General features: G+C 64.6%; 20 protein-coding genes and 1 pseudogene. 8 read left to right on the top strand and 13 right to left on the bottom strand.

Translation table 11 applies throughout. The features are described from left to right. The first annotated feature begins 59 nt into the window (after window positions 1–59). Entirely contained in the window at window positions 60–2,192 is a 2,133-nt protein-coding gene (locus H4O13_00270; protein ID MBE5313820.1) for a tetratricopeptide repeat protein, read from the top strand. Between the two features lie 205 nt (window positions 2,193–2,397). Here H4O13_00270 and H4O13_00265 read toward each other — a convergent pair whose 3' ends face one another. The 10 genes from H4O13_00265 to H4O13_00220 form a co-directional block, all read right to left on the bottom strand. Next, on the bottom strand, window positions 2,398–2,847 hold the full coding sequence (locus tag H4O13_00265; GenBank protein ID MBE5313819.1) for a hypothetical protein: 450 nt from the start codon (window positions 2,845–2,847) through the stop codon (window positions 2,398–2,400). A 168-nt stretch (window positions 2,848–3,015) separates the two neighbouring features. Beyond that, entirely contained in the window at window positions 3,016–3,408 is a 393-nt protein-coding gene (locus tag H4O13_00260; protein MBE5313818.1) for a hypothetical protein, read from the bottom strand. Between the two features lie 353 nt (window positions 3,409–3,761). Then, window positions 3,762–4,472: a haloacid dehalogenase-like hydrolase gene (locus H4O13_00255; protein ID MBE5313817.1), complete on the bottom strand. Its 711-nt coding sequence runs from the start codon at window positions 4,470–4,472 to the stop codon at window positions 3,762–3,764. Then, window positions 4,465–5,253 (bottom strand): indole-3-glycerol phosphate synthase TrpC, encoded by a 789-nt coding sequence (trpC, locus tag H4O13_00250; protein ID MBE5313816.1) that lies wholly within the window; start codon window positions 5,251–5,253, stop codon window positions 4,465–4,467. Before trpC ends, H4O13_00255 begins: the two co-directional genes overlap by 8 nt. 147 nt (window positions 5,254–5,400) lie before the next feature. Next, entirely contained in the window at window positions 5,401–6,459 is a 1,059-nt protein-coding gene (trpD, locus tag H4O13_00245; GenBank protein ID MBE5313815.1) for an anthranilate phosphoribosyltransferase, read from the bottom strand. 23 nt (window positions 6,460–6,482) lie between these two features. After that, a complete protein-coding gene (locus H4O13_00240; GenBank protein ID MBE5313814.1) occupies window positions 6,483–7,079 on the bottom strand; it encodes an aminodeoxychorismate/anthranilate synthase component II in 597 nt (198 codons plus the stop codon). Between the two features lie 152 nt (window positions 7,080–7,231). Next, window positions 7,232–8,203: an aldo/keto reductase gene (locus H4O13_00235; protein ID MBE5313813.1), complete on the bottom strand. Its 972-nt coding sequence runs from the start codon at window positions 8,201–8,203 to the stop codon at window positions 7,232–7,234. A 371-nt stretch (window positions 8,204–8,574) separates the two neighbouring features. Further along, entirely contained in the window at window positions 8,575–8,793 is a 219-nt protein-coding gene (locus H4O13_00230; GenBank protein ID MBE5313812.1) for a YdcH family protein, read from the bottom strand. Window positions 8,794–9,506: 713 nt separating this feature from the next. Next, window positions 9,507–10,460 (bottom strand): OmpA family protein, encoded by a 954-nt coding sequence (locus tag H4O13_00225; GenBank protein ID MBE5313811.1) that lies wholly within the window; start codon window positions 10,458–10,460, stop codon window positions 9,507–9,509. Then, window positions 10,457–10,783, bottom strand: coding sequence for a DUF4398 domain-containing protein (locus tag H4O13_00220; protein ID MBE5313810.1), 327 nt, complete (start codon window positions 10,781–10,783; stop codon window positions 10,457–10,459). The genes H4O13_00225 and H4O13_00220 overlap by 4 nt, the downstream gene beginning before the upstream one ends. 202 nt (window positions 10,784–10,985) lie before the next feature. Here H4O13_00220 and H4O13_00215 point away from each other — a divergent pair, with 202 nt between their 5' ends. Continuing rightward, window positions 10,986–12,134 carry a PilT/PilU family type 4a pilus ATPase gene (locus H4O13_00215; protein ID MBE5313809.1) on the top strand — a complete coding sequence of 383 codons (1,149 nt, stop codon included), beginning with the start codon at window positions 10,986–10,988 and terminating at the stop codon, window positions 12,132–12,134. Window positions 12,135–12,763: 629 nt separating this feature from the next. On the opposite strand, the gene H4O13_00210 is transcribed toward H4O13_00215, so the two are convergent. Next, window positions 12,764–13,708: an integron integrase gene (locus H4O13_00210; GenBank protein ID MBE5313808.1), complete on the bottom strand. Its 945-nt coding sequence runs from the start codon at window positions 13,706–13,708 to the stop codon at window positions 12,764–12,766. A gap of 1,826 nt (window positions 13,709–15,534) precedes the next feature. On the opposite strand from H4O13_00210, the gene H4O13_00205 reads away from it, so the two are divergent. Then, a complete protein-coding gene (locus H4O13_00205) occupies window positions 15,535–15,882 on the top strand; it encodes a hypothetical protein (GenBank protein MBE5313807.1) in 348 nt (115 codons plus the stop codon). A gap of 2,305 nt (window positions 15,883–18,187) precedes the next feature. Here H4O13_00205 and H4O13_00200 read toward each other — a convergent pair. Continuing rightward, window positions 18,188–19,366: pseudogene (locus H4O13_00200) on the bottom strand (IS110 family transposase). A gap of 178 nt (window positions 19,367–19,544) precedes the next feature. Here H4O13_00200 and H4O13_00195 point away from each other — a divergent pair. Continuing rightward, the gene (locus tag H4O13_00195; GenBank protein MBE5313806.1) at window positions 19,545–19,838 is read left to right on the top strand and encodes a hypothetical protein; all 294 of its coding nucleotides are present in this window, start codon (window positions 19,545–19,547) and stop codon (window positions 19,836–19,838) included. A gap of 413 nt (window positions 19,839–20,251) precedes the next feature. Here the strand turns inward: H4O13_00195 and H4O13_00190 are convergent, their stop codons facing one another. Further along, window positions 20,252–20,608, bottom strand: a complete 357-nt coding sequence (locus H4O13_00190) for an IS110 family transposase (protein MBE5313805.1) — start codon at window positions 20,606–20,608, stop codon at window positions 20,252–20,254. A 1,413-nt stretch (window positions 20,609–22,021) separates the two neighbouring features. On the opposite strand from H4O13_00190, the gene H4O13_00185 reads away from it, so the two are divergent. The 4 genes from H4O13_00185 to H4O13_00170 all read left to right on the top strand — a co-directional run bounded on the left by H4O13_00185 (window position 22,022) and on the right by H4O13_00170 (window position 24,865). Beyond that, entirely contained in the window at window positions 22,022–22,351 is a 330-nt protein-coding gene (locus H4O13_00185) for a hypothetical protein (GenBank protein ID MBE5313804.1), read from the top strand. Window positions 22,352–22,487: 136 nt separating this feature from the next. Continuing rightward, window positions 22,488–22,853 (top strand): hypothetical protein, encoded by a 366-nt coding sequence (locus H4O13_00180; GenBank protein MBE5313803.1) that lies wholly within the window; start codon window positions 22,488–22,490, stop codon window positions 22,851–22,853. An 829-nt stretch (window positions 22,854–23,682) separates the two neighbouring features. After that, window positions 23,683–24,213: a hypothetical protein gene (locus tag H4O13_00175; GenBank protein ID MBE5313802.1), complete on the top strand. Its 531-nt coding sequence runs from the start codon at window positions 23,683–23,685 to the stop codon at window positions 24,211–24,213. Window positions 24,214–24,493: 280 nt separating this feature from the next. Then, complete coding sequence (locus tag H4O13_00170; GenBank protein MBE5313801.1) at window positions 24,494–24,865, top strand: hypothetical protein; 372 nt, start codon at window positions 24,494–24,496, stop codon at window positions 24,863–24,865. The last annotated feature ends 128 nt before the right edge of the window (window positions 24,866–24,993 follow it).

Raw genomic sequence — 24,993 nt, 5'->3', positions numbered from 1 at the left:
GTTCTGGCGCAGAGCACCCGCGTGCTAAGTTCGGCGGTCGCCCCCGCCGACCACTGCCCATGTCCGCTTACGCCCCAACGCCCGTCCGCAGCGCGTCGCTCGCGGCTTTGCTCGCGCTGATTGGACTGTGGGGGATCAGCCCCACGTCCCTCGCCGCCTCGCTGCGGGACTGCCGCGAGCAGCGCCGCGAAGATCCAGCGACCGCCATGGTCAGCTGTGAGGCCGCCGCGCGCCAGTTGGCCACGGCCAATGAAGCGGAGTCGGCGTTCGAAGCCTGGATGCACGCATCCGAGCTTGCGTCCCAGCTCGGAGATCCCGCCCGCGCGGAGGCCGCGCTCAAGTCTGCGGTGGTGCTGCTGCCGCGCGTCTCCGATCCGCTGGCGGCGCATCGGCTGGCGCGGCGGCGCGGGCTGAACGCCTACCGCGAGGGCCTGCCCAGCCAGGCGCTGGTGTATTTCCTGGAGGCGCTGGCCGGCGCGCGAGCGGCCGAGGACGCGCGAGCACGCGCGATCAGCGAGAACGACCTTGGCGTCGTCTATCGGCACCTCGGCAACTACGAATCGGCCCTCGCCGCCTTCGAGGCCAGCCTGGCCCTGCGCGAGGCGAACGACCATTCACCGCTGGGAGCGCTGCTCGCCAACATCGGCAGCCTGTATCTGGAGCTTGGCGATCTCACGCGCGCCGAGGACTACCTGACGCGAGCGCTCAAGGATCACGCCGTGAACGGTCGCACGCTGCCCTCGGAACGCACACGGGAGGAACTGGCGCGGCTCGCCCTGCGCCGCGGTCGGACCGATGAAGCGCGCGCCATGCTCGACGCAGCCTGGCGGGCCTATGCGCAGTCACCGCGCGATCAGCTGCGCTCGGCCCTGCTGCGCGCGCAGCTGGAGTTCGATGCGGGCGCACGCGTTCAGGCCATCGAGTGGCTGGCGCGCGCCCGCGCGGCCGCACCTGAAGAGGCTGCCGAGCGCCTCGACGTCGCGGTGCTGGATGCCCGCCTGGCCAGCAGGGAAACGCGCGCCGAACGTTACGCCCTGCTGCAGTCACGGCTGACCCAGGGCGACGGCCAGCCTCCGCAGCAGCGGCTGCAGGCACTCAGCGCGCTGGCTGAACTCGCCGAGACCCTGGACCAGCCTGCCGCAGCCCTGCAGTACCAGCGCCAGCTGCATTCGGAAGCGATGGCGCTGGCCGAGGCACGCCACGGCGAGCGCTTCGACAGCCTGCGGGTGCGCTTCGATCTCGAACGTCTGGAAGCGGAAGCCGAGCACCGCGAGTTCCAGCTGGCCCGACGCCGGCTGGAAACGCTCAGTGTGGCGGCCATTGGCCTGCTCGCGCTGGCCCTGCTGGCGCTGTACTCGCAACGCCGCAGCTATCGGCAGCGGCTGGAGGCCGAGCGCGAACGCCAGACGCTAGAGCAGCGAATCACCGAGGCGCGGCGCGCGTCCGAAGAGCTGCGCTGCGATCTGCGCTCGATGGCCTGGCTGCTGGATCGCCAGCAGTCGGCCTGCATCGTGTTCGACGCCGCCGGACGGATCCGCGCCTCCACGGCCGCGGCAGCCCACGCGCTGGGGCGCAGCGCGGAGGCGCTGCAGGGCGTGCCGCTCGCAGCCGCGCTGGATGCCGACACCTCAACCTGGGCGCAGGGGCTGGTGGAGGCCGCCAGCCTCGCCGGCGAATCCGAAACTCAAGCGGACCTCGGGCAGCACACCAGCCCGAGGCTGCCCGAGCTGCGCCTTCGCTGTCAGCGGCTCAGCATGGAGGAAGAGCTGGGCGTCCTGTTGATCGAAAGCGCCGGAACCGCACACTCCCCCGCACCCGCAGCAGCAGCGCAGGAGACCTCGCCGGTCGCCGAGAAACCGGCGGATGGGGAAGACCCCACCGTGTTCCGGCGCCTGCTTGTGCGCACCATGCGCACCGCCCTCGAAGCCTGGGAGCGGGTCAGCCGCAAGGGTCGGGTCGAGCTGGCCGAGGCGAGCGGGATATGGCGCATCACCATCGACGACGGTCGCCTGCGCGTGCGCGCCATGGACCGCTACCTGAGCCTCGACAGCCTTCCCGATCGCCCGCGCTGGCGCGAAGTGCTGCGCACGGCCTACTTCCTCCTTGCCGAAGTCGGCATCGATACCAGCCATCGCGTCCAGCTCGAAGGCCTGGTCGAGGAGCTGCTGCAGCACACCCGCCAGCAGGACTGAACGCCCCGCCCCCGTCCCAGCCAACGGTGGCCGTCGATGGTCGCGGCGCGCTGGGCGAATCCGGATGTCACGCGCCGGCCGAGTGCCCTTGCTCCCGCGAAACGCTTCGCCACGAACACCCGGCGACACACCCGCTGCGGTCTGGCCTCTGTCACACGCGCTGAGCGCGCGCCCGCAGCCGGCGTCGGGCCCTTAAATCCCGACCTCACTCCTCGGCCGTCAGCGATGGCGGCGGTGGCCGCACCGGACGCTCGCAGCGCACGCAGAGTCCGCGCAGGCCATGTTCAGCACGGTAGAGCCGGTGGTGATCGGCGTGCAGGTAGGTGGCAGGGAACTGCACCACGGCGATCGCGCTACCGAAATCACCGGTCGCCGCATAGGCATGCGCGCTGCAGATCATCCGCGCGCGATCGCTGGAGGTCTCGTAATCGTCGTCGAACTGCCCGCAGTCCTTGGCCAGGCCTCCGCCGCCTGCACCGCAGGTCGCGGCACGCGCGCGGTCGGCCACCAGGGTTTCGGGATAGACCTCGAAGCTGCCGACCGGCACCGGCCGACCTTGCGCGCACCAGTCTTCCGAGGGCAGTTCACTGTGCGCCCGCGCAGCACCCGCGGTCACCAGGGCGAGCGTGCCGGCAAGAAGCAGGGACAGTTTCATTGGCGTACTCCAGCGATGGCGAATGTGGCTGCAGGCTAGCGCTGCGCTGCTGCCGGCGCGAAGGAAAAAACAGGGAAGAAGCCGGGAACACGGGTCGCAGCGCTATACACATCAATGACTTGCAAGAAGGCACCGCGCCGGCGGCGACCGCCGCGGTGCCCTCCCCCCTCACTCTGAACGCAGCTCCAGATCGCGCACCTGCTTCAGCACCCTGAGCGGGAAGCACTTCATGCAGCGGAAGGCCACGCCCTGGCTCATGTGATAGCCGTTGCCGCTCAGCAAGCCCGCAGGCGCATACGGAAGGCCCTCGACCGTCCCGGCGCCCGGTACGCCGAAGCTCGGACCGATCCAGCCGACGTGCGCCTGACAGGTCTGATGCGCCGCAAAGCTGCCGGCCCAGTAGTGATCGGTGATGCCATTGGCCGCAGCGAAAGCGGTCAGCTGGGCACCCTCCAGGCTGTAGTTGGCGACTTCGACAATGTGCCCTCGATGGCACCAGGGCACAGCGTGGGCGTGGGCGGCGGCGGAAAGCGCCAGGACGAAAACGATGCAACGCAGCATGGTCGACTCCTCGTGGATGGCAGAGCCCGCAGCGACAGCGACGGGCTGAGAGCATGTGAAAGAACCATCCGCCTACTGCGGCCGCCTCTGGACGTCCGTGGCGGCAGCGCGCTCCGCGAATTCCGCGGTCACTAGCTCGCCAAACTCCCTTGAATTCACGTCGCGCGCTTTGTCGCGAACGCCCAGAGACGCCCTCGCTACGGCGTCTGGGTTTTTTCACACGCTCTGAGGCCATGCTCGACCCGAAGCGCAGACGGTACGAGGAGGAAGCCGGGATGTTCACGGGGAACTCACGGGCAGAACGCAGGCAGATCGCGCCCGTTCTGCAGGAGAGCAGCCCGCGTGATCGAAGCTCAGGCCGAAGCTGCGGCCCAGTCCACCCAGCGCAGTGGCGTGGCGGGGCAACCCACCCGCGCCGCGAACACCGGCCGGCGTGCGATGGCGACGTTGACGATCACCGCCTCAACACTGGCGCGAATCACGGCGGCATCGGTGGCGCTGTCGGTATAGCTGCGCAGAATCCGCCGCCCGTAGCCCGCCGCATCCAGCGCATCGAGCTTGCGTCGGCCCTGCAGGTGATGGCGCAGATCGAGGCCCAAGCGCGTCGAGACCACTGTCGACCCCAGCACCGGCGGGCAGCCGCCCGGCAGGTGCGCGAGCAGGTGATGGACCAGCGGCGGGTGCTCGCCGGTAGCGATCACCACGCGATGGCCGGACGCGCGCTCAGCGGCGAGCGCAGCCAGGCCTTCTGGAAACAGCCGCGCACGCAGCTCGGCGGCCCGATCCGTCAGGAATTCAGAGTGAGAACAGTGTGCTCGGCCGAGCGTGGCGATCAGAAAGCAGGCGCGCACGCCATGCTGCACCCAGCGCCGACGCAGAAACAGCGGCGCCCACAGGGGCAGAAGCAGGAGCAGCAGGCCAAAGCGCGGAGGCGAGCGCCACAGCAGCCAGCGTAGCCATTCGAAGCCCAGGTCGCCATCGAACAGCGTGCCGTCGAAATCGAACACCACCAGCGGGGCGGTGTCCGCCGCGCGCTGGCCGGCCGTCAGCGTCGAATCAGCCAAACAGCTTTTCAAGCTCGGCGCCCGGGTCGGGCGCGCGCATGAAGGTCTCACCGACCAGGAAGGTGTGCACCCCTTCGGCGCGCAGCATCATCACGTCATCTTCGGTGCGGATACCGCTTTCGGTGACCAGCAGGCGATCCTTGGGCACCGCGGGAATGAGATCCAGGGTGGTGTCCAGCGACACCGCGAAGGTGTGCAGATTGCGGTTGTTGATGCCGATCAGCGGCGTCGGCAGCTTCAGCGCGCGCTCCAGTTCCTCGCCGTCGTGCACTTCCACCAGCACGTCGAGGCCGACCCGGGTACCGAGCTGGCAGAGCTCGCGCAGCTGGGCGTCGTCGAGTGCGGCCACGATCAGCAGGATGCAGTCGGCGCCGAGCGCACGCGATTCAAACACCTGGTAGGGGTCGACCATGAAGTCCTTGCGCAGCACCGGCAGCGCGCAGGCTGCGCGGGCTTCGCGCAGGTAGTCGTCCGAGCCGTGGAAGAAATCGACGTCGGTGAGCACCGAGAGCGCCGCTGCACCGCCGCGCTCGTAGCTGCGCGCGATCTCGGCGGGCGAGAAGTCCGCACGGATCACGCCCTTGCTGGGGCTGGCCTTCTTGACCTCGGCGATGACGGCGGCATCGCCTTCCGCGACGCGTTTGACCAGAGCCGCGTGGAAACCGCGCGCCGGCGCAGCGGCCTTGGCGGCCTTTTCGAGTTCCGCCAGCGGCATGGCATCGGCGCGCTCAGCCACTTCAACGCGCTTGCGATCAAGGATGCGGTGCAGGATGTCGCCCATGGGTCTGTGTGCTCAGGCGTGCGTGTTCGGTTGTTCAGAAGCCGCTGCAATTCGCGGGCCGCGGCAAGGCGGCGCAAGGGTGCCCGCTTGTGCGACAGGAATCCAGCCTTGCGCGGCGGCTTCGCGCATGCTTTATCGACGCGTGAATCAGGTGGACTGCGAACTCAGCTTCTGCGTAGTGGCGATGAAATCGTGCATGCGCTGCAGGGCCGCGCCCGAAGCGATCGCCGCGCGCGCAAGCGCGATACCGTCGGCGATGCTGGCCGCCACGTCCGCCGCGTACAGGGCCGCCCCCGCGTTGAGACACACGATGTCCTGGGCCACGCCGCTATGGCCTTCCAGCGCTTCGATCACGCGCGCCTTCGATTCCGTCGAGTCGGCCACCTGCAGGTTGCGCGAGGAGGCCATCTGCAGGCCGAAATCCTCGGGCTCGATTTCGTACTCGCGCACCACGCCGTCGCGCAGCTCGCCGACCAGCGTCGCCGCACCCAGCGAGATCTCGTCCATGCCGTCGCGACCGTACACCACCAGCGCGTGCTTGGCGCCCAAGCGCTGCAGCACGCGCACTTGGATGCCGACCAGATCAGGATGGAACACGCCCATCAGAATGTTCGGCGCGCCGGCGGGATTGGTCAGCGGCCCGAGGATGTTGAAGATCGTGCGCACGCCCATCTCGCGGCGCACGGGGGCGATGTTCTTCATCGCCGGATGGTGAATCGGCGCGAACATGAAGCCGATGCCGATCTCTTCGATGCAGCGCGCCACCTGCGCCGGCTGCAGATCGATGCGCGCACCCAGCGCCTCCAGCACGTCAGCGCTGCCGGACTTCGACGACACGCTGCGGTTGCCATGCTTGGCGACCCGGCCGCCGGCCGCAGCCACCACGAACATGCTGGCCGTGCTGATGTTGAAGCTGTGCGCGCCGTCGCCGCCGGTGCCGACGATGTCGACAAAGTTCGGAGACTCCGCCACCTCGACCTTGGCCGAAAGCTCGCGCATGACCACGGCGGCGCCGGTGATCTCGCCGATGGTTTCCTTCTTGACTCGCAGGCCGGTGAGGATGGCCGCAGCCATCACCGGCGAGACCTCGCCACGCATGATCTGACGCATCAGGTCGATCATCTCGTCGTGGAAGATCTCGCGATGCTCGATGGTGCGCTGAAGCGCGGCCTGCGGCGTGATGCTGAGGGTGCGTGCTGCCTGCATGCTCGATGCCTCTGGTCTGCGCCTTAGGCGGCGCGCGCGGCCGGCCGGCCGAGGAAGTTGGCCAGCAGTGCGTGACCGTGCTGGGTGAGGATGGACTCAGGGTGGAACTGCACGCCTTCGATCGGCAGCTCGCGGTGGCGCAGGCCCATGATCTCTTCCATCGAGCCGTCAGCGTTTTCGGTCCAGGCGGTGACTTCAAGGCAGTCGGGCAGGCTTCCCTGCTCCACTACCAGCGAGTGGTAGCGCGTTGCTTCGAAGGGCGAAGGCAGACCGGCAAACACGCCCTTGCCGCGGTGATGCACCGGCGAGGTCTTGCCGTGCATGATCCGACTCGCACGAATCACCCGGCCACCGAAAGCCTGGCCGATGCCCTGATGGCCAAGACACACGCCGAGAATGGGAATGCGCGCGCCCAGACGCTCGATCACCTCGAGCGAGACGCCGGCCTCGTTAGGCGTGCACGGCCCCGGCGAGATCACGATGCGCGCGGGTTGCAGCGCTGCAATGGCGTCGACATCGAGCTGGTCGTTGCGGATCACGTGGACCTGCTCGCCAAGCTCGCCGAAGTACTGCACGAGGTTGTAGGTAAAACTGTCGTAGTTGTCGATCATCAGCAGCATGGGCTGCTCCGTGCATGCGTGGTGGCGAAGGGCGATTCGCGAAGCGCTCGCCCGCGCGGGGCGCACAGGATAGCGGCAGTGCGCGCGGGCGCTTGCGACGCTTTCTCCCGCGCCACGCCGGCGCCGCTCGCCCTGTGGAACGCGTTGCCGGCTCAGCGCGCGAACACCGCCTCGATGCGGGCGATGTCGGCTTCGTGCAGGCGCGAGTGCAGTTCGAGCGCGCCGAGGTTGTCGGCAAGCTGGGCCGGCTTCGAGGCGCCAAGAATCACGCTCGACACCTGCGGATTGGCCAGACACCAGGCGATGGCCAGCTGCGCCGGCGTCGCCCGGTGCTCAGCGGCCAACGCGACAAAGTCACGCAGCTGGCGCGGGCGGCGCTCGGGGTCTTCCTCGAGCTTGCGCGACAGCCACTCGTAGCCGGGCGCGGTGAAGCGGCTGTCGGCGGGCACGCCATCGAGGTACTTGCCGGTCAGCAGGCCCGAGGCCAGCGGCGACCACACCGTGGTGCCCATGCCAAGCTCGCTGCACAGCGGCGCGTACTCCAGCTCGACGCGCTCGCGGTGCAGCAGGTTGTACTGCGGCTGTTCGACACTCGGCGCGTGCAGGTGCAGGGCGCGGGCGATGCGGTGGGCCTCGCGGATCAGCTCGGCCGGCCATTCCGAGGTGCCCCAGTACAGCACCTTGCCCTGGCGGATCAGCGCGTCCATCGCCCGTACGGTTTCCTCGACCGGCGTTTCGGGGTCGGGGCGATGGCAGAAATAGAGATCGAGGTAATCCACATGCAGGCGCTTCAGCGCGGCGTGGCAGGCCTCGATCACGTGCTTGCGCGACAGGCCCATTTGCGTCGGCCGCGGGTTGTCGACACTGCCCCACAGCACCTTGCTCGACACGCACCAGGCATCGCGCGGCAGGCGCAGGTCGGCGATCACATCGCCCATCAGGCGCTCGGCGTCACCGCGGGCGTAGACCTCGGCGTTGTCGAAGAAGTTGATGCCCGCGTCGTAGGCCTGCGCGATCAGGTTGCGCGCCTCGCTGCGGCCGACGCGCCCACCGAAGGTGACCCAGGCGCCGAACGACAGCGCGGAGAGCTTGAGGCCGGTCGAGCCCATGCGGCGGTAAAGCATGCGGAGATCCTGCGAGTGAGCCGGTCGCACAGGATAGCGGGCGGGGGTGAAGGCGGCGGGTAAGCCCGTGCGCGCAGGTCGCGGAGGACGGGATGCCGGCGCCACAGGCGAGACGCATCGAGCACGCCACACCGGACACCACGAGCGTCATCGAGTCACGCACGCCCCATGTGACCGGGCGTTGGACCTCGCAGCGCCAGGCAAGCCTGCGACGGCGGCCTTCAGCGCGGGCCAAACGTTCAGCGGCGGTGGGTCAAGACCCACCCTATGCAGCGCTTCGCTCTTGGCGAATCCCGAATCCCCAATCCCCAATCCCGAAAAAGAAAGGGCGACCCCGCAGGATCGCCCTTCCGCAACGCTGTGCGCCGAGCTCAATGCGTTCGATGGCGCTCGAACATGCGGGTGAGCTTCTGCTTGGCCTGCAGCTTCTCGCGCTTCATCAGACGCAGGGTGTTGGCGTCCACCGGCAGCACGCCGAGTTCGGCGTCCAATACTTTCTTGTCGAGCTGTCGGTGACGGTGATAGAGCTGGCGGAACTCCGAATCGGCCTGCATCAGGGTTTCGACTTCGGGCTGCTGACCTTCGAACATCGCGAATCCTCCGGGGTGGTGGATCCATCGAGACGATCGCCGCGACACCCGCCAGCAGCGGGGCCGGGCGGGTCGCGGGGGATCAAGAAAGGGTGTGGGCGCGGACCTCCTGCAGCCCGACGCGCGCCTGCGCGCCGCCTGACGTGTAGAACTGCGAACCGGGCGCTGCTGCTTTCGGCATGCGTGGACGCTCCGGTGCGGAACCGCCGCACCCGGGATCGACCCTACTCCGCCCGCCCCACCCCTTCAAGGCCGAAGTGCCGCAGATTCAGGCGCCGCGCACATCTGTGAGGTCAGAACGTTCCCGACCCGCTTGCCTCGGGAACTTCGGCAGGTTCCGCGACTCAAGGTCAGCTTGGCTCGGCCGCCGGTAGCGCCGCGACGGGCGGACAGAATGGATGACTGCAGCGACTGCAAGCCTGTGCAGTGCGCTTATCTGAAGTCCGCCCACGAGCACCCCCCGGGCCCAGACAGAGCCCCTCTGCCACTGGAAGAGAGGGGTTGCGGTGAGGGCCGGTCGGAGCACTGCAATGCGTCCACGAGCCACGCCGTGAGCCCCTCTCCCACTGGGAGAGGGGTTGGGGTGAGGGCCGGTCGGAGCGCGGCCTGGATGCCCGCGATCTCCGCTCGAACGGCCCACCCCGCGACGCACAAGCGCCCGACCAACGCAGGCGTCACGCCTTACTGTGCGGCGCCCCGGGCAGAAGGCCGGCTCAGGGCTTCTCGACCACCACTTCCACGCGACGATTGCGGGCACGGCCCTCGGCGGTGCCGTTGTCGGCGACTGGACGGTCCTTGCCCAAGCCCACCGCGCGCAGGCGGCTGCCGTCGACGCCCTTCTGGATCAGCGCATCGCGCACGGCCTCGGCGCGGCGCTGCGACAGCACCTGGTTGAGGTTGGCGCTGCCCTGGCTGTCGGTATGGCCCTCAATCAGCACGGGGGCGCCAGGGTTGGCATTGATCAGGTCAATGACCTTCTGCAGGTTGTCGCGGGCCTCGGCGCGCAGCGCACTCTGGCCGCTGGCAAAGGCCTCGCCAGAAATCGTCATCACCTGGCCGCGCGCTTCGCTGCGCGCGGTCATGCCCTGCAGCTGCATGCGCAGGCTGTCGGCGGCGGCCGCAGCCAGTTCGGCCTCGCGGCGCGAGAGCTGGGCTTCCAGCGCCTGCGCCTCGGCCAGCCGAAGCGCCTGCTCGGCCTGGGCCGCGCTGATCTCACTGTCGAGGCGCGCAGCCTGCACCTCTTCCAAGGCGCGCTCGGTTTCTTCAGCGCGGGTAAGATTCTGCAGGCGCAGGCGCTCGACCTCGCGGCGCAGCTGCTCGGCATCGCGACGACTGGCCTCGATCAGGATGGCATCGCGCTCGCGCTCTAGCTGCACCAGCTGGTCGGCCAGCATCTCGGTCTCGGCGACCGCGCGGGCGATCTCGATGCGCCGCGCCGCCGCGTACTCGGCCTGCGGGCGGTTGCGGCGCGACGCGTCGGCGACCGCCTGCACGGCGACACGCGCCAGCTCCATCTCAAGACGCGCGCGCCCCATCAGGCTGGGCTCGGCCTCCAGCTCGGCCAGCTCGCCCTGGAGTCGCTGCAGTTCAAGTTCGGGGTCAGGGCGCTGGGCCTGCAGGGGCAGCGCCAGCAGCAGGCCCATCAGCGCCACGGCAAGGCGGCTCATCGCGCGCCCCCGTCGAGCAGCTCGCGGCGCAGGCGGGCGTTGTCCTCGCTGCGCGCACGCACTTCGGAGCGCAGCCGGTTGTTGCCAGCGCGCGCTTCGGCCAAACGCGCTTCCAGCTCGGCGCGCTGCGCCACGCCCTGCGCATCGCGGCGCTTGCGCTTGGCTTCGAGATCACGCGCCTCAGCGAGCAGACTCTGCGCCAGCTCAAGCTCGTTCCGCGCATGTACATCGGCCTCGGCCCGCAGGGCGTCACCCACGGCGCGCTCGGCGCGCAGCACTTCGGGCAGGGGCTCCTTGCGGGACTGGGCGTGGAGCGGAGGCACAAGGCTTGCACCGAGAACCAGCGCAAGGAAACATAAACGTTGACCTGTCATATCATCCGGCGTTCAAGAGGGGCGCCCTGGGGGCGCGCCCGGGTTGACCTTCGCCTTAAGCGGCGATCCCAGCATCTCGCAGCGGCCGAAACGCTTGGAGCCCAAGGGTTCTAATCGGCAGCGCACACCCACACACAAGGGGAGCAGCTTCATGGATATCGGCTACTTTCTCAAGCTGATGACCGAGAAAAACGCGTCCGACATGTTTTTGACCACGGGCGCTCCGGTCAACATCAAGGTCGAAGGCAAGCTGTATCCGCTGGGCAACACCGGCCTGCCGGCCGGCATGGTCAAGAAGATCGCTTACTCGCTGATGGATGAGGGCCAGGTGCCCGCCTTCGAGCGCGACCTTGAGCTCAACATGGCGATTGCCGTGAAAGATGCCGGCCGCTTCCGCATCAACGTGTTCAAGCAGCGCGGCGAAGTGGGCATGGTGATCCGCGCGATCAAGAGCGAGATTCCCAACGTCGACCAGCTCAAGCTGCCGCCGGTGCTGAAAGACCTCGTGATGGAAGCCCGCGGCCTGATCCTCGTGGTCGGCTCCACCGGCTCGGGCAAGTCGACCAGCCTCGCGGCCATGATCGACCACCGCAACAGCAGCAGCTCGGGCCACATCCTCACCATCGAGGACCCGATCGAGTTCCTGCACCGGCACAAGAAATCCATCGTCAACCAGCGCGAAGTCGGCCTCGACACCCACGCCTTCGCCAACGCGCTGAAGAACGCGATGCGTGAAGCACCGGACGTGATCCTGATCGGCGAAATCCTCGATGCCACGACGATGGAATCGGCGATCGCCTTTGCCGAAACCGGCCACCTGTGTCTGGCCACCCTGCACTCGAACAACGCCGACCAGACCCTGGAGCGCATCCTCAACTTCTTCCCGGAATCGGCGCACAAGAACGTGCTGATGAACCTGGCCCTGAACCTGAAGGCCGTGATCAGCCAGCGCCTGGTCACCGGCGTCGACGGCAAGCGCCTGCCGGCGGTGGAGATCCTCATCAACACCCCGCTGATCCGCGACATGATCCGCCGCGGCCAGGTGCATGAGGTCAAAGAAGCCATGGAGCGCTCGCTGCAGGAAGGCATGCAGACCTTCGACCAGTCCCTGTACCGCCTGTACAAGGAAGGCAAGATTGAACTCGAAGAAGCCCTGCGCAAAGCCGACTCGCGCGACGGCCTGTCGCTGAAGATCCGCCTGTCCGAAGGCGGCGCCGACGAACACGACCCGTACGCCGACACCTTCCACGCACCGCCCGCTGCACGCGCAGGCGCCGATGGCGGCTTGAACTTCAGCTGAGATCGCAGCGCGGCCGCGCGAACGCCGATTGAGCCCTTGTCCGCTGCAGTAAAGCGGTAGAGCAGGTGCGTGATCTGACGGTGGCAACCGACATGCGCCGGAGTTCGAGCGAAGCAACAGAACGTGGGGGAGCGGGGGTGGCACTCCCTCAAGCGCACGGCGCCCAGCGGAAGACACCTTCAAGCCGCTGCACGCGCGAGTTCCGATGGCATCGGAGGCTCAAGTCCCGCATCCGCACGAGTGCCGCCTTGAGCCCCTCTCCCCTCGTGGGAAGCGGAGGAGAGTGTTTGTCGGTTGCCGGTGGCAGCCGACACTCTCCGAAGCCCGAGCGAAGCGAAGGCAGGTTGGGGAGCGGGGGCAAACGCCCCTCAAATGCACAGGGCCCAGAACTGGCCGCATCGCGGCACAGCCCTCACTTACGATCCAACGGACTCCGCACCACCAACCCACCGCGCAAGTGCCGCTCTGAGCCCCTCTCCCCTCGTGGGAAGCGGAGGAGAGTGTTTGTCGGCTGCCGGTGGCAGCCGTCACCCTCCGGAGCCCGAGCGAAGCGAAGGCAGGTTGGGGAGAGGGGGCGAGCACCCCTCAAGCGAACAGGGCCCAAAGCTGGCCGAATCGCGACACGGCCCTCAACCGCGATCCAACGGACTCCGCACCGCCAATCCACCGCGATTCAGAACATGCGTGTAGATCTGCGTGGTGCTGACATCGCTGTGCCCAAGCAACTCCTGCACCGTGCGGATGTCGTAGCCGTCCTCAATCAAGTGGGTCGCGAAGCTGTGGCGGAAGGTGTGGCAGGTCGCGTGTTTCTGTACGCCGGCACGAATCACGGCCACGCGCACCGCCTTCTGCACACCGGACTCGTGCAGATGATGCCGGCCCACATGCCCGCTGCGCGGGTCCTGTGAACGCTGGCTTGCGGGAAACACGAACTGCCAGCGCCACTCGGCGGAGGCCTTGGGACTCTTGCGGGCAAGCGCGTTGGGCAAAAGCACCAAGCCCTGGCCCAGCCCGCGCTCGCGATCGTGCAGCTGGCGCACCGCTGCCAGATGCAACTGAAGAGGCTCGAGCATGGGCTGCGCCAGCATGGTGCGCCTGTCCTTGCCGCCCTTGCCCTGGCGCACCGTCAACTCCAGACGCGAGAAGTCCAGATCGAGCACGCGCAGCCGCAGCGCTTCGAGCAGGCGCAGGCCGCTGCCGTAGAGCAGCCCACACACCAGCCAACTCACGCCCTGCAGCTGCTCGAGCACCCGCCGCACCTCATCGCGGCTCATCACCACCGGCACCCGCTCGGGCCGTTTGGCGCGGCGAATGTCCCCCATCCAGGGCAGCTCGACGCCCAGCACCTCGCGGTAGAGGAACAACAGCGCCGCCAAGGCCTGGTTCTGGGTTGAAGCTGCCACTTGATGCTTGGCGGCAAGCAGGCTCAGAAACGCCTCGACCTCAGGGGCGCCCATTTCGCGCGGGTGACGCATGCCGTTGCTGCGAATGAAACGCGCGATCCAACCGCAGTACGCCTCTTCGGTCCGCAGGGCCATGCCAAGGCGACGAATGCGATTCCGAACCTGATCCATCAACCGCGGCGCCGCACTTGCCTGCGCATCCTGCCGATGCGACGATCCCATCGCCCTGCCCCCAGTCCCGTCAAAGGCCGCCAGATTAGGCCGACGTGATAGGCGGAACAGTCGGCATAAGACTCTGATTGACGTAGGAAATTTCTCAGGCCCGCACGCACGGCTCCAGATTATGCGGCGGCGTTATCACGACGGTTTCCGTCTAATAGTAGTTAGCCTGTCATGAGCATACGGTGTCGCGTCTTCGTTCTGTTGACTCCAGCACTGATCGCTGCCTGTGCTCTGGAGACCATTGATTCATCGCATGACACCCTGCAAGACGCCATTTCCGAGAGACAGGTAGAGAAGGGATGGATTCCTGGCTGGGTTCCGGCAGAGGCAACAAACATCCGTGAAGTTCACAACCTCGATAGCAACGCCAGTTCGCTGTCATTTGATCTGCCCACGAAGGCTGCGCTCACAATTCCAGGGCACTGTTCGCAGGTTGCATACTCCGTAGTTGTTCACGAGAAGTTTGAGCGCGCGTGGTGGCCATCTTCCGAGGAACTCAGTGAGCAATATGCATTCCATAGGTGTGGCGTCGGCGCATCAAGGTTAGAGTTTGTTGGCATAAGGCACGACCGAAAGCGAGTCATCCATTGGCGCACGAATGCAGGCTAACTATGCGTTCAAGCGGACCTCGGGGAGGGGCTTCGATGTTTCCTGATACATTGTCGGCCCGCGGCCGCTTAACGCGGCGTTAGCCCCTATGCAGCCGACCGCTCTCGCAATCATTGAGACTCCACTTGGCCAGCTCATGTGCAGCGTGAGAGATGGCGATGGCAACCTCGTTTCGGAGGGTGTGACAATCAGTATCTTGTCGTGCAACGGTGTTCACCGTCGGATCGATGCAGGCGCATATGACGTCAGGTCCGCGGTTCTATCGCTCTATCCATCCAGAGACCTTGAGCACATCTCTTTCTCGTGCTCGTGGATTGAGCCTCCTGCTGCTCCGGGGGAGCCCGACAGCGGAGAGTGGGTTGATGCGCAGTATTGGGAGACTGGAAACAGCGTCCTCCTGATCGCGACGGACGACTGCGATGTCGTCTCAATGCGCCTCCCACAATGCGGATTCCAAGAGAGTCCTTATCCGGTGTTGTATCAGCCCAGTTCACTGGAAATCCAAATTCCCCGAGCCCCCGCTGGCCGGGAGAGCACGTTCCACTTTGTGGTGGCCACAGGGCCAGGTTCCAATGAAGACGAGCTTCTCGCAGCATGGTGTGCCGCGGACCTTCGCCACCATGAACTTCTCAAGATGGTTGACGGATAATGGGGCCAACTATTCGCTCAAGCGGACAAATCAATCGCTTCGCGATTGATGCTGCCGCTTAGCTCAGGCGTTAGGCATTTGAATCATGGGTACGGCGGCTTGGGTTTGCTTTGATTGTCGCGGCGCGGTGAGGCGCAATACCGCCTTTACCGGAGAAGTGCTTTGCCCGACTTGCGGCAAGCGGTGCAGCTATCTCGGCTACAAGATCCCGGTCCCGCCAAAGGGCAAGCTTCGAGAGTGGTCGGCTCTCCGCGAACAGCTGGCGCGGGAGCGATCGAACCGCGAGCTAAACGCAGACGTTAGTGCGGTCCGAAGGCGGCACGATTTAGAGCAAGAGATCGCCAGGCTTGAGGCAATGCCAACAAATGAGGGCCGGGTTACCGCGGTTCGGTTGCTTGAGCGCCAACTTTCGGTGTCAAATCCCTAACTATGTGCTCAACCGGACCGTCGGGGACATGTTACGTTCAAACCAAACCATCTCGGCCGTTGGCCGGTTAGCACGGCGTTAGGCACCTTCATGAAGCGCGTGCGAATCGTCTGGCTTGTCGTTTGGATTTCCGCTTTAGCTGCATGCGATCCGCCAAATCGACTCGCCGAGCAGGCCGCAGTGCCGACGGAAGCCCACCCGTATGCGGGTTTCTGGAAGGAGGGTAGTTGCGCGGCCGAGTTTGGGTTGGCAATCGCTCCGGCTGATGAGCGCTACTCCGTGTCATTCTGCGGGCCTGGCGGATGCTTCGCGCCGGGCACCTATCGTCCAAACACGAAGCTCGTCGACGACCAGCAATACCGCATCATCGACAACGACACCATCGAGGTCACCGGTGTCGACGGTTTCGCCAGGTATGTGCGGTGTTCATCGCGCTAAGGTGCCTAACTTTGTGTTCAAGCGGACCGCGCAGCCTATGCTCCTGCAATTTGGTGGTCCGCGCCTGCGCGGCCGCTTAACGCAGCGTTAGATGTCATGCGAGAGTCGTGGCCATTCGATCAACCCAGCAACACTGCGGCGATCACGACTCGGCAGGTGCTTCACGGCGGGGCGCCGGTGCTATCTGTCACGCACTACTCCGACGATCATTCGTGGGCGTTCACTTGCGGTGCCACCAACCATGAGGAAGACGCGCTCGTAGTCGCAATGGCCGAGATCGTGGGCGCACATCCGTATCTCCGCGCTGTCGCGGATCTTCCACCCGGATGGGTCGCAACTCGCGCTTGTGTTGAGGCGCCATGGCAGCGGGCATCGAGTAATGACGTCTAACTGTGTGGTCAAGTGGACCTGCGGGGACGTGCTTCGTTCAAACCGACCATCGGTGGCCGCAGGCCACTTACCACAGCGTTAGGTGCGCGCCTGGTGTTGGATCGCAAGTTCGATGTTTTCGCGGACTACTTTCAGTTCCTCCTTCTGGATGAGGCGTCTGACGATGATTTCTCGATCCTTTGGACCGAAAGGGCGCTAGAGATCGGGGTCGCCGTCGGGCAAACGGCGGCGTCTTTCGGGACGCTTCGTAACGTCACGGTCCCGGTGGAGATCCGACTTCTCGCTGCCGATCCGGGAATCGATGCTGGTGAGGTTGATCACCTCTCGAGTGGATACTTCGAGGTGCCAACTGGGCGGCTTGTAGTAATGGGCTGCACGGACTACCTCCCAGACGCACCACGCATCGAGATTCCTAGTGGCGGGTACCGGTTTTCCTATGCGATGCGTGGAATCGAATCAATCACATATGAGTCGGACCCCGCAGACGACAGCTACACTGTTTATATGTGGCCAGGTTCACGCCTCGATCCCTTGCTTCACAAGCATTGGAAGGCGCGCACCTAACTATTCGTTCAAGCGGACAGTCCAATCGCTTCGCGATTGGAGCTGCCGCTTAACTCAGGCGTTAGGTGCCATGCAGAAACGTCTCGCACTCTTGTTTTTTGGTCTACTGCTGATTGGTTGCGCCAGTCCTCCGACAGCTAAGCATGTGTCCCCAATGTCTGCGTACGAGTTGCCTGTCGGCGCAATTGTTCTCCGGGTCGAAGTGCTCGATGTTGAGTTCACCGATCTTTTCCCTGGTTGCGGGACTGTTCCCGACTGCATGCCTTTCCATTTTTGGTTCAGGTATCGCGCGCGGGTAAAGGAGGTTGTTGTCGGTGAGTGGGCCAGTCCCGAGGTAAAGTTCACGTACTTACAACATGCTGAGTACATCCGAAGTGTGACCAAGGATTGCTACGTTGTTCTGTATCCGGCATCACCGGAGATACGATCAAAAGTAGGTGTCGGCTTGGTAGCGGATAGGTTGCTTTCGCGTTTCTTTGAGGGCGATAGAGTCCTAATCGATGAGCTGCAAGAAGGCACCTAACATTTCGCTCAAGCGGACCAATCAATCGCTCCGCGATTGATGTGGCCGCTTAGCTCAGGCGTTAGATGCCACGGTCATGTCTTCCCGAGCCCTGAAAGGCATCGCTGATTCCATCGCGATTTCCTTCTCCAGCCGCAACAATGATCTGGATGGCTACTGGGCCCTCGGAAAGCTGTACCGAGAGGCTCTGGCGCATCGGCAGCAGACCATCGAGCTGTGTCTATTGCCCGACGCATCTCTGGCTCTGGCTGCGTTTTCGGTACAGCGGAGGCTGCAGATCCAGTGGCAAGCTCGATTCTACTGGCTACTAGGCAGATATCGCGTACGATCCCCCATAGTTGCTGCTCGCGTTACGATCAGTTTCAAACACGCAGAGTCGGCAGGCAATCCGAGGTGGGCTTGCCGCGGTGACCCGTTCTGTTGCGTAGTGGAGATCACATCACTGTCGGGTCGCGAGTTCTCGTCATGCGCAAGTGGGCACTGCGAACCGCATAACCCACGGCAAGAACAACGAAGCGCCCGTGCAGGTGGCATCTAACCATGCGTGTATGGACTCCCCCGTCAACCGCTGACGAGTCGGCTGTTCTTTGTTCCCAGCTGACCCGCTCTTCTTGCGCCTGAGCAAGCGGCTGCATTCGTGGATTCGGCTTTGTTGAGCGCGGTGGCTCTAGCCAAGATGGAATCCGCGAAGCAGGGCCATTCGTTCAAGCGGCCACGAGGACCGGAAGAGTTATCGGCTTGGCTGCTTCGGGGACCGTCGCACAGGCATCAGGTTGAAGCGGTGCAGCGCGTGAAGTGGTGAGGTTTGAGACGGGGTGTGGGCTGGGCTCAGTGCGTGCGAGGCGTGCTGAGGTGGTTGGGGCCGAAGGCCTGGCCGTGGCGATCCGCGGCCCAGAGGCGTCGGACGGTCTTGTTGGCAAGTGCCACCGCGGCTTTGTTGTGGCCGGCGCGCTCGGCCAGTGCCAAGCCCCATTCCTGGGTTCGGTCGAGCGGTTTGCTCTGCTTCTGCGCGAGCTTCGCCGCCAGCAATGCCGACCGTGCGCCGTGGATCAGCAGGGTGCGCAGGTCGCTGTCGCCGCGTTTGGTCATGCGCCCGAGTCGTCGCGTGTTGCCGCTGGAGTGTTCGCGTGGCGGTAGGCCAAGTGCGCTGGCAAGGTGGCGCCCGGAATCGAAACGCGCGAGTTCGCCGACGGACGCGCTCAGTGCGGTCGCCGTGAGCAGAGCGACGCCGCCGGCCTGCAGTTTCAGCTGGCTGCGTCGATCCCGACGGGCGAAAGCGTCAAGTTTCTGTTCGATGCCCTGCATGCCGCGCTCGCACAGGGCGATCTGTTCGAGCAGGCGGTGGAGGCTGTGGCGAAGGGCCATGGGTGAGCGGCAGCGCTTGCGCGCCACTGGCGCGCGCTGACGCGAACGCCAAGCCAAGGATGGCTTGGCCGGCGGGCGCTCCATGGATGGATACTCGTCGCATGCACCGTCGAAGCCGTGTCAGTCCGGCCGCACGCGCTCGGCGCCGGAGGCAATCACCAGACCGAACTCGCGCAACAGGCCGCGGATCCGGTTGATCAGTGCCGTGCGCTGGGCTTTGAGCTGCTCGCGGACTCGGTGCAGCGCCTGCACGCCCTGGGCATCGGGCGACTTGATCGGCACCGGCCGGATATCGCCGCAGCGGTCCGCTTCCAGCAAACCGGCGGCATCGGTGCGGTCGGTCTTGTTGCGGCGGACGTAGGGCCGGACGTCGTGGGCAGGTAGCAAGACGACTTGATGGCCCAAGCGCTGGAAGCGCCGCGCCCAGTGATGCGCAGAGCTGCAGGCCTCCATGACGATCCGCAGCGGCGGTCGGTTGTCGAACGCACGCGCAAACGCTGCACGACTCAAGCGCTTGCGCTCGACGATCCGACGACCGGCATCGGCAAAGGCCAGCTCGAAGACATCCTTGGCAAGATCGACGGCGACGCGCACGGCAGTCGAAGCGGTCGCATTGTTCGGGGCGTTGGCGATAGCATGCATGGCGGATTCCTCCTGTGATCCCGATGTCTGAAGGCCACGGCCCTCAGTCTGGCTCAACGAAGCCGAGTGGCGACGCGGGGGGAGTCCATTCGATCACTCAAGCGGACCAATTAATCGCTTCGCGATTGATGCTGCCGCTTAGCTCCAGCGTTAGCCCCCCCACCAACCGAGGAGTCCCATGAAGACTGAAGCATCAGGCGCGAATTCGACCGCTACACTCTTTTTCCTTATCGCGGCTGCGCTAGGTGTGTACGGGTTTCTGAACAATCTCGCCCTAGTCGGCGGAGCTGTTTTTTTCGCAGGTGCCGGCCTCATGCAATACAAGCGCCAACGGGTCGGTGGACTCGTCGCAGCAGTCTTTGGGATCGTCTTTTCTGCGGTGGTTTTCTCTTACGGCATCGGCAAGGACATGGCGCTTCGAGACAATGCGCTTAGCAAGCCAACAGCCTCTGCTCCGTCGGCGGGGGGCTAACTACTCGCGCATGGACTCCCCCGTCAATCACTGACGATTCGGCTGTTCTTTGTTTCCTGCTGACCCGCTCTTCTTGCGCCTGAGCAAGCGGCTGCAGTCGTGTATTCGGCTTTGTTGGACAGCTTTCGTCCGAGCTGCGCTGTCCCTGCTCAGCAGTCCGGCCCGCACCTCCCTGTGCGGGCGTTCGACGGCGCTGCGAGCAATGCTCGCAGAGCGCGCCGTCTCACCCATGACGGAATCCGCGAAGCAGGGCCATTCGTTCAAGCCGCAGTCGCTGTGCCAGCACTATCGGCGTAATTGCTTCGGGGACCGTCGCACAGGCATAAGGTTGAATCGGTGCAGCGCGTGAAGTGGTGGGTTCTAGTGTCTGGGTCTGGGTTCAGTGCGCGCGAGGCGTGCTGGGGTGGTTGGGGTCAAAAGCCTGGCCTTGTCGATCCGCGGCCCAGAGGCGCCGGACGGTCTTGTTGGCGAGCGCGATAGCCGCCTTGTTGTGACAGGTCCGCTCGGCCAGCGCCAACGCCCACTCCTGGGTTCGGTCGAGCGGTTTGCCCTGCTCCTGGGCGCGCTTCGGCCAGCAGTGCCGCCCGTGCGCCGTGGATCAGCAGGGTGCGCAGGTAGCTGTCGCCGCGTTTCGTTATGCGCCCCAGTCTTCGCCTGTTGCCGCTGGAGTGTTCGCGCGGCGGTAGGCCGAGCGCGCTGGCGAGGTGGCGTGCCGAATCGAAGCGCGCAAGCTCGCCGACGGACGCGCTCAGCGCGGTCGCGGTCAGCAGACCGACGCCGCCGGCCTACAGGTACAGCTGGCCGCGCCGACATCACGATGCTCGGGGCGGGTCGGTTGTCGAACGCACGCGCGAGGGCGGCACGACTCAGACGCTTGCGCTCGACAATGCGACCGCTTGCATCGGCTCAGGCCAGCTTGAAGACGCCCTTGGCGAGGTCGACGGCGACGCGGACAGCAGAACAGGTCGCATTGTTCTGGGCGATGGCGATAGCATGCATGGCGGGCTCCTCCTGTGATCCCGATGTCTGAAGGCCACGGCCCTCAGTCTGGCTCAACGAAGCCGAGTCGCGACACGGGGGAGTCCATTCGTTCACTCAACCAGACCAATCAAGCGCTTCGCGATTGATCTGGCCACTTAGCTCAGGCGTTAGGAGTCGCAAATTCCATGTTCAAGCGAGACCCAAGCAAGCAAGGCCAGCCATTAAACCCTGGTGTGTGGGTTGCTTCTGGCGTTGCCGTAGGTTGTGGCCTTGGCGTGGCACTCGGCAACCTGGCCATGGGAGTTGGTTTGGGCATTGCGGTTGGTGGCATCGCTGCACTGGTGTCTCGTCGCCGTAGTGATCCTCCGAATTCCTGAGCATTCACTCAAGCACACCGATCAATCGCTTCGCGATTGATATGGCCGCCTAGTACGAGCATTGGGCTTCTCTTATGTCTGATGCGCTTGCACTCATTGAGGCATCTCATGTCGTCGCAGCGTGCGCCGCGACCCGCCCGAACGTTGAGGTCTGGCCTGACGACTACATCGAGGAGGGTTGGGAGTACTTCTCAGTGATATCCATAGACCGACCCGTCCATCGTAAGATTGCATATCTCCGAGCAAAGAATGGCCGCATCGAGTGCCGCACACACGATTCCGACGGTGACGACTTGTGGGTTCCCGCGCATTAGGCAACTCACGCGACTCAACTGCGCGCACAACTGGCTCTGGGCCGAATTTCCTCAATCGAACCCACCACATCTGGCCACAGGCCAGCTAGCAGGGCGTTACGAATTATGCGCGCATTCTGGCCAGTTGCAGCAGTCAACATCGTTCTCGCGGCGCTTTATACGCTCAGTGCGCTGTGGGTCACATTCAACCCCGCATCTGGCTGCGTTGTCGACGGCGTTTCGTGTCGCTCGGCGGGTGTTGCGAGCCTTTTCCTCTATATCGGTGGGCCGGCGCTGGCGCTCTTCGCTGTTGTTCTTGTCGGCGTTCGCATTCGGCGGCACAGTCCACGCGCCGCAGTTGCGTGGGCGGCTTTCCCGCCGTTGCTCATTGGCGCTATAGTCGCCGCAAGCATCATGGGCTTCGGTGGGTAATCGAGCCCGTACTGGCCGCTCAAGCGGACAGGCCACTCGCTTCGCGAATGATGTTTCCGCTCAGCTCCAGCGTTAGAGCCATGGTTTTCGGCGAGGTGTGATGAAGATCCGCGAATACATTAGCAATCGGACATGGAGCGGCCACATCATCATGGCGGTGTGCTTTATCGCGATTGTTGCCGGGGATTCAGCGCTTGAAGGCTCGATCTTCAAATGGCTTTTGCTCATCCCAATGCTTGTCTTGCCCGGCACTTACTCCTATCTCGTGTTCATGCTCTCTTGCCCCAAGTGCCACATGCCTTTCGGGTTCTTTGCTTTGTACGGGCTGGGTTCGGCCAATCACTGCCCGCATTGCGGCGTCAGCCTCGATGAGCCAGTTCCGAGCCCCAGCTATTCACTCAAGCGGCCCAATCAGTCGCCTCGCGATTGATGCGGCCGCTCAGTTCAGACGCTAGGTCATTGAGATCCATGAAGCCGTCGTTAGCCTGATCGAAGCCAAAGCCAAGGAGTTCTGCCCTGGGCCCAGGCACGAGCTCGCGATTGCAGCGCACCCGCAGGAGACGAACATGGAAGGCAAGCAATATCTCGTTATCCAAGATCACACCAGCGAATATCCCGAACCCATTACCTTCGCAAAAGGCGCTCTTCTTTTGGTGGGCAAGAAATACGAAGGCCCTGAGAACTGGGTTGATTGGATATTCTGTGAAAAACCAGGCCAGAAAGGCGGCTGGGTTCCAGTGGAGATCATCGAGATGGTTGATGATGGAGCTGCTCGCGCACGTGAAGACTACACGGCGAGAGAACTTAATGTACAAAAAGGTGATCTGCTTCTCGTCTCAAGAACCATAAACGGGTGGGCTTGGTGCAAGAGCACCGACGGCTCGGACTCGGGGTGGGTTCCACTCGCGAGTCTTCAAGAGGCCCATCCATAAGGCTCGTCACATGGCAGCGGATTGACTATTTATTCACGCTTAGGCCGCTTCCCGGCCCGACATAAGTCAGACGTTGGATGCACCGATCGCTTCTTCTTGCGCTCTGAAACGTCCCGCAGAACGTATGGCTGCGGCCCTATGCGGCATCGAGAATGCCCTTGATGGCTACCGGGCGTTCGGAAGCCGTGAACGGCCTCAACGCTGTAGCGCCACACATCAACGGAGCGCAGTGGGCCCGGTGACTTAGGCTGATCTCCTCTCGCCAGCAAGTGGAGTTGACTATGCGCCGAGGTCACGCAGTCTGCGCTCAGCGATACCTAGCCAAGAGCTCCGCCATGATGTCGCCAAAGCCCGCATCTGCGTTTCGTCGTGTTGGAGCTTCACTTTCGCCGTTGGCGCTGTGTCTCCTTGTCGGCTGGCTCCTGACGAAGGGGTCTTTGAGCCTCGGCGGGGGTGAGAAGGACATTCTTCTCGTGTTTCCACTCGCCATCTGGTCGCTGGTCTTCGCGCTGTCATCCTTGACCTTGTGGGCTCGTGGCGCGTCGCTGGCAAGGGCATCCGTGGTTTCGGCGCTGGTCGCGTCTGGCGTTCTCGCCGCGGCTTTCGCAGCGCTTGTCGTGGTCTACTTGCGGTAGATCGCCATTTCGGGTTATCGGCGGGCGGGGATGCTTGGTCAGCGGCCCGACATCCAGTGCATCTATCCCCAACAGCGAGGCGAGTCAGGTCATCGGATCGCACGACAGCGAGGTCAACGCCGTCGAGAAGCAATCGTCCAACCCGCGTACGCGATGGAGACGCAGCATCACCACATAGAAGGCGGGGCCACGACATGATTTCCTCCCGAGCCGCTGCGACCGTGATCCCCTTGGCCGCTGCTGCGTTTGCCGCAGCATTCATTGCCTTCGAGCATTTCACCGGCGGCGTCCAGACGCATCACTTCCTGGGCCGGGGTGACCTTCCGGGCTTCTCGAACTGGCTTTCTCTGCTGGTCTTGCCGCTGCTTGGCATCGTCGTCGCTGTACGCATTCGCCGTCTGCAAACGGGGCACGTTGGCGAGAGTCTTTGGCCCGGGTTCTCTGTGGGCATCGCGGGCTCGCTCTGCTACGGCGCCGCGCTGGCGAGCGGCTTCCTCTTGGGTCTGGACAGCGTCAGCTTGGTACTGTTCGCGGGCCTGCTGCCCATCTCGATTGCGCTTCCGGTTTACCGTGCCGAGTACGTTTTTGGCTTCGTGGCCGGCATGACGATCGCGTTCGGAAGTGTCATTCCCCTCACCTTCGCAGTCGTCTTCGCCACGCTCTCGTTTGTGGTCCGTCGCATCGCGCTTCTTGTCTGGTCAGCCCTACGTGGACGCCGGACCTAACCCGCTTTCGTGCGACATCGCGGCCTCGGTTGGGTGTTGCGTTCGCGATGGCACCGACAGCACGGTCGCCTGCGCGGCCGACCTCGAAGCTGCCGTCAGCGCCGATCCTCACACCTCTGCCGGGACAAGCCGGCGTGGAGGAGTGCTTGCTGTCGGTGCCCTACCTGCATGCTGGTCTCCGGCATGAGCGCGACGCCTGAGGGTACATGCCCACTCTGGGTGGGACGTTCGGGTTGAATCACGCGGCCGCCTTGGGGGCCGCTCGCTGTAGGAGGCATCCGTGATCGAGTTGCGCAATGTTGAGGATCTCACCCTTGCAATGGCGGACGACGAGTACGTCAGTTTCCGTACCGCCCGACCCGTGCTGGGCAGCTACCTCGCGCGCAACGTCACTTTCAGGGAGCTGAGCTGCGTTGTCGGGCGTCTCTCAAACTTGGGCCTGCTGCGTTGGCGCGTGCGCCGCGGAGGGCACACCTTCTTTCGCTCACATGCCAGCTTCGCGGAGCAACGCTCATGTGCTGCGTTCTTCATGGCCTCCGGCGCGGGGCGGGCGTATCTCGATTTACCGCGCCGCGTCTCCGACCTGAGCGATCCCAGCTTTGAAGTGGCCACTGGAAGCGCGTCCGATCGAGCTGCCGAGTCATCGCCTTGAACACCATCGAAGTACATTCGCAAGCCGCAGCGACTGCGCTCAGAAGCGGCTCTTTCGGGCGGCGGCGCCGAAGTGCTGCACGACGCACAGCTGCTGCTCGCAGTGTTTCCGCGCCCCGGCGCTGGGTT

This window comes from Lysobacterales bacterium (assembly GCA_014946745.1).
Classification (GTDB): domain Bacteria; phylum Pseudomonadota; class Gammaproteobacteria; order Xanthomonadales; family Xanthomonadaceae; genus Aquimonas.
This window is presented reverse-complemented; position numbering and strand designations above follow the sequence as displayed.

Coding starts and splice junctions, on each gene's coding strand:
- H4O13_00270 (MBE5313820.1), top strand. CDS start 60: ATGTCCGCTTACGCCCCAACGCCCGTCCGCAGCGCGTCGCTCGCGGCT.
- H4O13_00265 (MBE5313819.1), bottom strand. CDS start 2,847: ATGAAACTGTCCCTGCTTCTTGCCGGCACGCTCGCCCTGGTGACCGCG.
- H4O13_00260 (MBE5313818.1), bottom strand. CDS start 3,408: ATGCTGCGTTGCATCGTTTTCGTCCTGGCGCTTTCCGCCGCCGCCCAC.
- trpC (MBE5313816.1), bottom strand. CDS start 5,253: ATGGGCGACATCCTGCACCGCATCCTTGATCGCAAGCGCGTTGAAGTG.
- trpD (MBE5313815.1), bottom strand. CDS start 6,459: ATGCAGGCAGCACGCACCCTCAGCATCACGCCGCAGGCCGCGCTTCAG.
- H4O13_00240 (MBE5313814.1), bottom strand. CDS start 7,079: ATGCTGCTGATGATCGACAACTACGACAGTTTTACCTACAACCTCGTG.
- H4O13_00235 (MBE5313813.1), bottom strand. CDS start 8,203: ATGCTTTACCGCCGCATGGGCTCGACCGGCCTCAAGCTCTCCGCGCTG.
- H4O13_00230 (MBE5313812.1), bottom strand. CDS start 8,793: ATGTTCGAAGGTCAGCAGCCCGAAGTCGAAACCCTGATGCAGGCCGAT.
- H4O13_00225 (MBE5313811.1), bottom strand. CDS start 10,460: ATGAGCCGCCTTGCCGTGGCGCTGATGGGCCTGCTGCTGGCGCTGCCC.
- H4O13_00215 (MBE5313809.1), top strand. CDS start 10,986: ATGGATATCGGCTACTTTCTCAAGCTGATGACCGAGAAAAACGCGTCC.
- H4O13_00210 (MBE5313808.1), bottom strand. CDS start 13,708: ATGGATCAGGTTCGGAATCGCATTCGTCGCCTTGGCATGGCCCTGCGG.
- H4O13_00205 (MBE5313807.1), top strand. CDS start 15,535: ATGAAGCGCGTGCGAATCGTCTGGCTTGTCGTTTGGATTTCCGCTTTA.
- H4O13_00195 (MBE5313806.1), top strand. CDS start 19,545: ATGAAGACTGAAGCATCAGGCGCGAATTCGACCGCTACACTCTTTTTC.
- H4O13_00185 (MBE5313804.1), top strand. CDS start 22,022: ATGAAGATCCGCGAATACATTAGCAATCGGACATGGAGCGGCCACATC.
- H4O13_00180 (MBE5313803.1), top strand. CDS start 22,488: ATGGAAGGCAAGCAATATCTCGTTATCCAAGATCACACCAGCGAATAT.
- H4O13_00175 (MBE5313802.1), top strand. CDS start 23,683: ATGATTTCCTCCCGAGCCGCTGCGACCGTGATCCCCTTGGCCGCTGCT.